Source organism: uncultured Chitinophaga sp. (assembly GCF_937874145.1).
Taxonomy (GTDB): Bacteria; Bacteroidota; Bacteroidia; order Chitinophagales; family Chitinophagaceae; genus Chitinophaga.
Map to the genome: position 1 here is coordinate 1 of NZ_CALNBI010000516.1, position 7725 is coordinate 7725.

The window sequence follows — 7725 nt, forward strand, 5'->3', positions numbered from 1 at the left end:
GAGAGTGATTTGATAGTTAGGTCAAATGGAAAGGCGGATCAGTCATCGATCCCTTTGCCGTCCAATATTTGCGGGATGTATTTCTCCACGCGGGAAGCACGGGTTTTGGCTTGTTTGGCGGATGAAAAATGCAGCAGGTACCCCCGTTGCCTGCCGGGCGTCAACGATTCGAAAGCCTTCCTCAGTTTGGCGCTTTTGTCCAGCGCTGCCTGGAACTCCTCCGCCACTGGGAAGTCTGCGCTTTTCTTGTATTGCGGTTGCAAGCCCTGGCTTTCGATCTGGATCGCGTCCAGGATATAGCTTTTGATAACGCTTTTCAGCTTGTTGATTTCCTTCAGGCCGGTAAACCGCAGCTGGCGGCCGACCTGCACGTTTTCCGTTTGCTGCACCAGCAATCCATGCGGGTCGCTCATGAGGGAGCCTTTGAAGAACAGTAATGCGCAGTAATCTTTGAAACCATGTATGAGCACCAGGTTGGTGTTTTGATACACGTAGCAGGGATTGCCCCACTTGAGGGTTTCGGCGAGCTGGCAGTCGAGGCAGATGGTGCGCAGTGCTTCAAATTCTTCCTGCCACTTGTCGGCCCGGCCGATGAAAGCATCCACTTTGGGATTCATGATTGCGTGTGCCATGGAGGTTATTTTAGCTTGTTAACGACTTCCTGTAGTTTGTTGTGCGCCATGTTGATACCCTGTGCGAAGGGGAGTTTCAGCATCTGGTCGCGGTCTTCCACAGATTTGTAGACGATCTTCATCACCAGCCGGCTTGCCTGCTCCGACAATCCTTCGAACTCCAGGTATTCCAGCTGCACGGGGAAGGGGGTGTTTTCCATTTCGAAGGTGCGGGTGATTTTTTTGTTGGGCACGAATTCGTGGTAAACGCCATTGGCGCTGAACACCACGTTGCCCTGGGGGTCGCTGGTCTGGAAGCGCCAGCCGCCATGTGCGCGGTTTTCCAGCTTCATGACCCTGGTGCCCATCCATTGTTCCACGATTTCAGGTTCTTCGTAGGCTTTGAACAGTAATTCGAGCGGCAGTTCGAAGTCGCGGGTGATAATCACTTCCTGTTTGCCTTCTTCGGCGGAGAGTTTGGTTTTTCGTTCCATAAGTTACTATTTTTTGGGTGTATAATTTTTCATGATGGCTTCGAGCTTGTTGAAGCGTTCTTCCCACATCTGCCGGAACGGCTCGATGAAATCGGCTATTTCCTTCATTTTTTTAGGATTGAGATGATAAATTACTTCCCGGCCGTTCTGCTGCGGCTCGAGCAATTCACATTCCGTAAGGATGGCCAGGTGCTTGGATACCGTGGGCCGCGCCGTATCGAAATTGGCGGCGATCGCGCCGGCGGTCATGGATTGTGAGGCTACCAGCAGCAGGATGGCCCGCCTGGTCGGGTCCGCGATAGCCTGGAAAACGTCTCGTCTCAGATTCATCGTGTAGCTATTTGACTACAAATGTACGCGTAGCTATTTAACTACGCAAATTTATTTTGCCATTTGGCTACATTTTTTTTTTGCACCCTGTCAGCCATATTGCGCCACTAATAGACTCAGCCTATTTCATAATAGAATCAATCAATTCTATTTATAACTTTAACCATCTACTTTTACCCCTGAACATCAACCCTCTGAAATTGTTCCTTTTAATACGCTAAACTCTTTAAACATGGGGAAAGAATCCAACGACATCAGCAAATGCCCGTTCCACAATGGAAGCCTGAAACACACGGTAGGCGGCGGCGGAACCAGGAACCGCGACTGGTGGCCCAACCACCTCAAGCTTAACATCCTGCGCCAGCATTCGTCCTTATCCAACCCGTTGGACAAAGACTTCAACTATGCCAAAGCCTTCGCCTCGCTCGACCTCGAAGCCGTAAAAAAAGACCTCCACGACCTGATGACCGACTCACAGGACTGGTGGCCCGCAGACTTCGGCCATTACGGCGGCCTGTTCGTCCGTATGGCCTGGCATAGCGCAGGAACCTACCGCGTAACCGACGGGCGCGGCGGTGCGGGCGCCGGTCAACAACGTTTCGCGCCCCTCAACAGCTGGCCCGACAACGTGAGCCTCGACAAGGCCCGCCGCCTGCTCTGGCCCATCAAGCAGAAATACGGCAACAAACTTTCCTGGGCCGACCTGCTCATCCTCACCGGCAACGTGGCGCTCGAATCCATGGGCTTCAAAACCTTCGGCTTCGCCGGCGGGCGCGAGGACCGATGGGAATCCGACGAAGACGTATACTGGGGCTCAGAAACCACCTGGCTGGGCGGCGACGTCCGCTATGCCGACGGATCCGAAGGCGTGGCCAAGGAACACGGCGTAGTATCGTCCGACGATGATGCCGACGGCCACCCCCACAAATCCCGCAACCTCGAAAAACCCCTCGCCGCCGTGCAAATGGGGCTCATCTACGTAAACCCGGAAGGCCCCGATGGCAATCCCGATCCCATCGCCGCCGCCAAAGATATCCGCGACACCTTCGGCCGTATGGCGATGGACGATGAAGAAACCGTTGCCCTCATCGCAGGAGGCCACACCTTCGGCAAAACCCACGGCGCAGCGCCTGCCACGCACGTTGGCGCAGAGCCCGAAGCCGCCGACCTCTCCCTGCAGGGCCTCGGCTGGAAAAACAGCTATGGCTCCGGTAAAGGCGCCGATACTATTACCAGCGGCCTGGAGGTAACCTGGACCACCACACCCACCAAATGGAGCAACAACTTCTTCGAAAACCTGTTCGGCTTCGAATGGGAACTGACGAAAAGCCCCGCCGGCGCCCATCAATGGGTAGCGAAAGACGCGGACGATATCATTCCCGACGCATACGACGCCAATAAGAAGCATAAGCCCACCATGCTGACTACCGACCTGTCGCTGCGCTTCGATCCCATTTACGGGAAGATCTCCCGTAAATTCCTCGAAAACCCCGACGCCTTCGCCGACGCTTTCGCCCGTGCATGGTTCAAGCTCACGCACAGGGACATGGGGCCGCGCGCGCGTTACCTCGGGCCCGAGGTTCCCTCCGAAGTCCTCCTCTGGCAGGATCCTATTCCGGAAGTAGACCATCCGCTGGTGGATGATAAAGACGTGGCAGACCTCAAAGCGAAAATACTCGCTTCCGGCCTGACGGTTTCTGAACTGGTAACCACCGCCTGGGCTTCGGCTTCCACCTTCCGCGGGTCGGACAAACGCGGCGGCGCCAATGGTGCGCGCATCCGCCTGGCGCCCCAGAAATTCTGGGCCCGCCGCAACTACAGAAAGTGCTCGGCAAGCTGGAAGAGATCCAGAAATCCTTCAACGGCACCGGCGGTAAGAAAATCTCCATTGCCGACCTGATTGTACTTGCCGGTTCCGCAGCCGTGGAAAAAGCCGCGAAAGACGCAGGCCGCAACGTTACCGTGCCCTTCGCACCCGGCCGCATGGACGCTTCGCAGGAACAGACAGACGTGGAGTCCGTTGGCTTCCTCGAGCCCATCGCCGACGGTTTCCGCAACTACCGGAAGAGCAATTTCCCGGTATCGACCGAAGAACTGCTGGTCGACAAAGCGCAGCTGCTCACCCTCACCGCGCCCGAACTGACGGCGCTGGTTGGCGGCCTCCGCGTACTGGGCGCCAACTTCGACGGTTCGAAGTACGGCGTGTTCACCGACCATCCCGGCCAGCTCACCAACGATTTCTTCGTAAACCTGCTCGATATGCGCACGGCGTGGAAAGCGACGTCCGACAGCCGGGAGATTTATGAAGGAACCGACCGCGCCAGCGGCCAACCGAAATGGTCAGCCACACGTGCCGACCTGGTAATCGGTTCCAACGCTGAATTGCGCGCCATTGCGGAAGTGTATGGCAGCAACGACGGGCAGGATAAATTCGTAAAGGATTTCGTGGCGGCATGGACGAAGGTGATGAACCTCGACCGCTTCGATCTTCAGTAACGGCAAACATTTCATACCATAAAGCAGCAGCCTCCGCATGGGGGCTGTTGCTGTTTTGGGCTGATACATTTTTCACCAGTTACCCGACTTTCTTACCCCAAATTTTCATTTTACCGGCCGGCTTGCTATTTTATGCGCGCATGGAAACCAAAAATCTTTTACAGTCCCGCCAGCATTTCGAAGTGCTGGACGGATTGCGCGGGCTGGCCGCTATTTCGATCGTCATATTCCACCTGTATGAATTCCTCATCCCGGACTATACGAAAAGCCCCATCGGCCACGGATACCTGGCGGTGGACTTTTTCTTCTGTTTATCCGGTTTCGTGATCGGATACGCCTACGACGAGCGCGCGCCGAAGCTGGGCCTGCCGGTATTCTTCCGCAACCGCCTTATCCGTTTGCACCCCATGGTGATCTGGGGCAGCGTGATCGGGTTGGCCGGATACATCTGGGATCCGTTCATCGGCGCGGAAAGCGTGGCGGGAGCGGGGTATGGCAAAATCCTGCTGGCGTTTCTCTGTTCCCTGCTGATGTTGCCTTATCCCTGGTTGCCCGGCAGGGCGGAAGGGTTGTTTCCTTACAATACGCCGGCATGGTCGTTATTGATGGAATATATCATCAACGTGTTTTACGGACTGGTGTTGCTGCGGCTGCCGAGGCGCTGGCTGCTGGTGATGCTGGGAATTTCCACCGTGTGGATCTGCGCCGTGGCGCGTCATCGCGGCTGGATCATTACAGGGTGGGACGCGCCCACTTTCGCGGATGGATTTGCGCGGGTGTTCTTCTCATTCCTGGCAGGGCTGACGGTGTTCCGCTTTAACGTCGTGATCCGGAACCGCTGGCCTTTCGCGGTACTTGCGCTGCTGCTGATCGGGGTGTTTGTGTTCCCGCACTTTCAAAATGACTGGCTATTGGAGATGTTCCTGGTGATGATCATTTTCCCGCTGCTGCTGGCGCTGGGCGCGGGGGCTACGGTAAGCGGCCGGATGCGCAGCTTCTGCGTGTTCACGGGGCGGCTGTCGTACCCCTTATACATGACGCATATCTGGCTGGTGTGGCTGTTCGGCAATTACATGGCGAAGCAAAAGCCGGAGCCGTTGGAACTGTATCTCGTAGCTGCCGGCGTATTCGTGGCGAGTATGCTGATGGGGTATGCGGCGCTGCGGTGGTATGATGAGCCGGTGCGGAAGTGGTTGATGCAGCGCAGCGGAAAATTATACAGATCCAAACTTCAGGAAGACCCCGCGAAAAAGTTGGCCGAAACAAAATCCTGATTGCATATGATGCTAAAAGCCGCGCCCGTCAGCAGGTGAGCGCGGCTTTTACTTTGATGAACGATCAAAAATTACTTCACCGCATCGGCACCTTTTTCAGTTTGAGGAGATTGGCCTTCCGGGAATCGCGCTCGTCCGCATCCAGCATATTCAGCACGCCGGGCAGCACCTGCCGCGCAACGGCAACGTTCGCCAATGCTTTGATGTCTTTAAATTGTGAACTCCGGAATTTAGCTGATGCGCACGGGAGTTACCCGCTGCGCCAGGCGCCCGCATCCCGCATTCAGCAGGATCAATCCCACACTCATCACCACGGAAACTGCCAACAGGGATTCGAATATTGCGGGGATGGGTATATAGAAGAGCGCCCCTACGCTCTGGACCGCCAGCAGCAATTCGTTCATCACCACGCCGGCGGCAAACATCAGCAACCCTAAGCGGGCGGCGCCCTGAACGGGTAAAATATCTTCCGCCACTACAAGCCCTATCAATAACAAACTCACGCCTACCAGCAAAACCAGGTGCAGGTATGTGATGACGACCGTCCGGGAACCGAAGGCCAGGGTACTCAGTGCGGGATCGGCGGAGGCGAGTTGCAGGAGGATTTTGAGGGTAAAGGCCAGTCCGGCCGTCAGCAGCAGCGCGCCGGGCAGCCAGGTGAGCTGACCGGCGATGCTTTGGCGGACCAGGAAAAGCCCCCGCAGCAGGATGGCCAGTCCTACTACCTGCGCTACCGCGCACGCCGCGATAAACAGCGCCACCGGCGCAGGGAGGTTCAGCCAAAGCACGGATAAACCATAGGCTGGCAGACAGCTGTACGCGAACAGCTTGAACATACCGCTTTCGCCCGGCAGCGCGATGCCGCGCCCGTGAAGGTACTGGAGGAGCAGGCCCATGCAGGCGAAGAAGAACCAGCCGTTATACTGGAAATGCAGGTACCAGTAAATCGAGCCGAGGTACGCTTCCTGGCTGGCCGTATGCGTGGCCATGAGGTAACTCAGCGAAAAGGTGCCTGCAGTAGATAAAACATTCCATACGAGCGCAACTTTGAACCAGCGGCTCCCGGGGAAGGAGGGGACGCTGCGCAGGGCGTTGCAATACATCCCCGCGAACAGGAACGAAAGGATCACCGAAGCCGTGGAGAAAAAGATGGACCAGAAAGCATAACCCTGCAGCGTAAACGTGACCAGCATCCCGTAAGCGCATATGAGCCAGGCCACCAGCAGCCGGTGGAACTTACGGCTGTAGGCCGGTGGAACCGCTGCCGGGAGGGCGCGGAGCATCAGCACCATCAGCATGAGCGACACCCAGCCGCCGAACGCGAAGTGCGAATGCGCGTGAAGGAGATATTTCTGGTTGAAGACAGGGAGGGAGAAAACGATCTTGTACCGCATCAGCAATCCCCATAACGACACCAGCAACAAGTTCCCCATCCCGATGCGCACCCAAACCGCCACCCGCTTTTCGCTAATAATACTATTCATATATACCTTGTATTGATACCACAAAATTACACGTAAAAGGACTCGAATATCCTTAATTGAGCAGGATTTACCCGGTTCTGACAAGTATCATTCCCGGTCCAATCCGCAATAACCGCAGCTTCCTGCCGGTATGACAAAAATCATAAAAGATAATTGCGGATATATTTGTCCTTTATTATACGATTCCTATCTTTGTGTCATCAATCTGCAAGATGCTATCCCGGGCATGCGAATATGGAATCAAGGCGGCGGTTTACCTGGCGCAACGTTCGAAAGAAGGACAAATGTCGAACGTGCGCGATATCGCCGAAGCCATCGGCTCGCCGGTAGCATTCACTGCCAAAGTGCTGCAGCAGCTCGCACGGAAAGGTCTGATCAGTTCTATGAAAGGAGCGAAGGGCGGTTTCTACATCGAAGCCAAAACCCTCCGCCACCTGAACCTCTGCACCATCGTCAACGCCATCGACGGCAACGGCATCACAGAAAACTGCATGCTGGGCCTCAGGGAATGCTCCGAGAAAAATCCCTGTCCCGTCCACCATCAATACAAACACATCAAAGCCGGCATCATCAAAATGCTCAACGAATCCATGGTCAACAACCTGACCATCGACGTGGAAAAGAAATTGTCGGTACTCAAAAACTGATTTTAATAGCTATATAAAGGACAAATTCATCCTATTTAACAATTCAACCTGCCAACATGTCGAAAAAACAGGGCAGCGCCGGAATGCATGGGTATTGTGGGATGGTGGCGCTGCTCTTTTTTAAAACAGGTTCCGCTCAGTATCCCTGACCGTATCACCAACTAAATCCATATATATGCTCACAAAAAGCAGCGCCCGGATATTTTTTCTCGGGGGTACGATCGTCACGTTCGCCATATTCATCGGCTTATCGTGGCACTCCCTCAGCAACGAGGTTCCGCAGAAAACACACGAAGAGAATATCACGCCCTCGGTGATCGCCGGCAAGCAGCTCTGGGAAAACAATAACTGCATGGGCTGCCATACCATCATGGGCGAAGGCGGCTATT

The 7725-nt window shown here is 55.2% G+C and carries 9 protein-coding genes; 5 read left to right on the top strand and 4 right to left on the bottom strand.

Annotated elements, in window-relative coordinates; all coding sequences use genetic code 11:
* Nucleotides 1–38: 38 nt before the first annotated feature.
* From Q0510_RS24395 to Q0510_RS24405, 3 genes are read right to left on the bottom strand one after another with little or no spacing between them, the layout of a single operon-like run.
* Complete coding sequence (locus Q0510_RS24395) at nucleotides 39–632, bottom strand: YdeI family protein (protein WP_298717807.1); 594 nt, start codon at nucleotides 630–632, stop codon at nucleotides 39–41.
* 5 nt (nucleotides 633–637) lie between these two features.
* Nucleotides 638–1105 carry an SRPBCC domain-containing protein gene (locus Q0510_RS24400; RefSeq protein WP_298717810.1) on the bottom strand — a complete coding sequence of 156 codons (468 nt, stop codon included), beginning with the start codon at nucleotides 1103–1105 and terminating at the stop codon, nucleotides 638–640.
* 6 nt (nucleotides 1106–1111) lie between these two features.
* A complete protein-coding gene (locus tag Q0510_RS24405) occupies nucleotides 1112–1435 on the bottom strand; it encodes a metalloregulator ArsR/SmtB family transcription factor (protein WP_298717813.1) in 324 nt (107 codons plus the stop codon).
* 232 nt (nucleotides 1436–1667) lie between these two features.
* On the opposite strand from Q0510_RS24405, the gene katG reads away from it, so the two are divergent.
* The 3 genes from katG to Q0510_RS24420 all read left to right on the top strand — a co-directional run bounded on the left by katG (nucleotide 1668) and on the right by Q0510_RS24420 (nucleotide 5205).
* A complete protein-coding gene (gene katG / locus Q0510_RS24410; RefSeq protein ID WP_298717816.1) occupies nucleotides 1668–3335 on the top strand; it encodes a catalase/peroxidase HPI in 1668 nt (555 codons plus the stop codon).
* Nucleotides 3260–3931 carry a peroxidase family protein gene (locus tag Q0510_RS24415; protein WP_298717819.1) on the top strand — a complete coding sequence of 224 codons (672 nt, stop codon included), beginning with the start codon at nucleotides 3260–3262 and terminating at the stop codon, nucleotides 3929–3931. The genes katG and Q0510_RS24415 overlap by 76 nt, the downstream gene beginning before the upstream one ends.
* Nucleotides 3932–4071: 140 nt before the next feature.
* Nucleotides 4072–5205 carry an acyltransferase gene (locus Q0510_RS24420; RefSeq protein ID WP_298717821.1) on the top strand — a complete coding sequence of 378 codons (1134 nt, stop codon included), beginning with the start codon at nucleotides 4072–4074 and terminating at the stop codon, nucleotides 5203–5205.
* Nucleotides 5206–5435: 230 nt separating this feature from the next.
* Here the strand turns inward: Q0510_RS24420 and Q0510_RS24425 are convergent, their stop codons facing one another.
* Nucleotides 5436–6689, bottom strand: coding sequence for a hypothetical protein (locus Q0510_RS24425; RefSeq protein WP_298717824.1), 1254 nt, complete (start codon nucleotides 6687–6689; stop codon nucleotides 5436–5438).
* 212 nt (nucleotides 6690–6901) lie between these two features.
* Here Q0510_RS24425 and Q0510_RS24430 point away from each other — a divergent pair, with 212 nt between their 5' ends.
* Nucleotides 6902–7336, top strand: coding sequence for an Rrf2 family transcriptional regulator (locus tag Q0510_RS24430; protein ID WP_298717827.1), 435 nt, complete (start codon nucleotides 6902–6904; stop codon nucleotides 7334–7336).
* A gap of 175 nt (nucleotides 7337–7511) precedes the next feature.
* A partial coding sequence (locus Q0510_RS24435) for a c-type cytochrome (protein WP_333864689.1) occupies nucleotides 7512–7725 on the top strand: 214 nt, incomplete at its 3' end.

Bases quoted from the DNA above. Each gene is read 5' to 3' on its own strand.
- Q0510_RS24430 (WP_298717827.1), top strand. From the start codon at position 6,902: ATGCTATCCCGGGCATGCGAATATGGAATCAAGGCGGCGGTTTACCTG.
- Q0510_RS24395 (WP_298717807.1), bottom strand. From the start codon at position 632: ATGGCACACGCAATCATGAATCCCAAAGTGGATGCTTTCATCGGCCGG.
- Q0510_RS24420 (WP_298717821.1), top strand. From the start codon at position 4,072: ATGGAAACCAAAAATCTTTTACAGTCCCGCCAGCATTTCGAAGTGCTG.
- katG (WP_298717816.1), top strand. From the start codon at position 1,668: ATGGGGAAAGAATCCAACGACATCAGCAAATGCCCGTTCCACAATGGA.
- Q0510_RS24400 (WP_298717810.1), bottom strand. From the start codon at position 1,105: ATGGAACGAAAAACCAAACTCTCCGCCGAAGAAGGCAAACAGGAAGTG.
- Q0510_RS24405 (WP_298717813.1), bottom strand. From the start codon at position 1,435: ATGAATCTGAGACGAGACGTTTTCCAGGCTATCGCGGACCCGACCAGG.
- Q0510_RS24425 (WP_298717824.1), bottom strand. From the start codon at position 6,689: ATGAATAGTATTATTAGCGAAAAGCGGGTGGCGGTTTGGGTGCGCATC.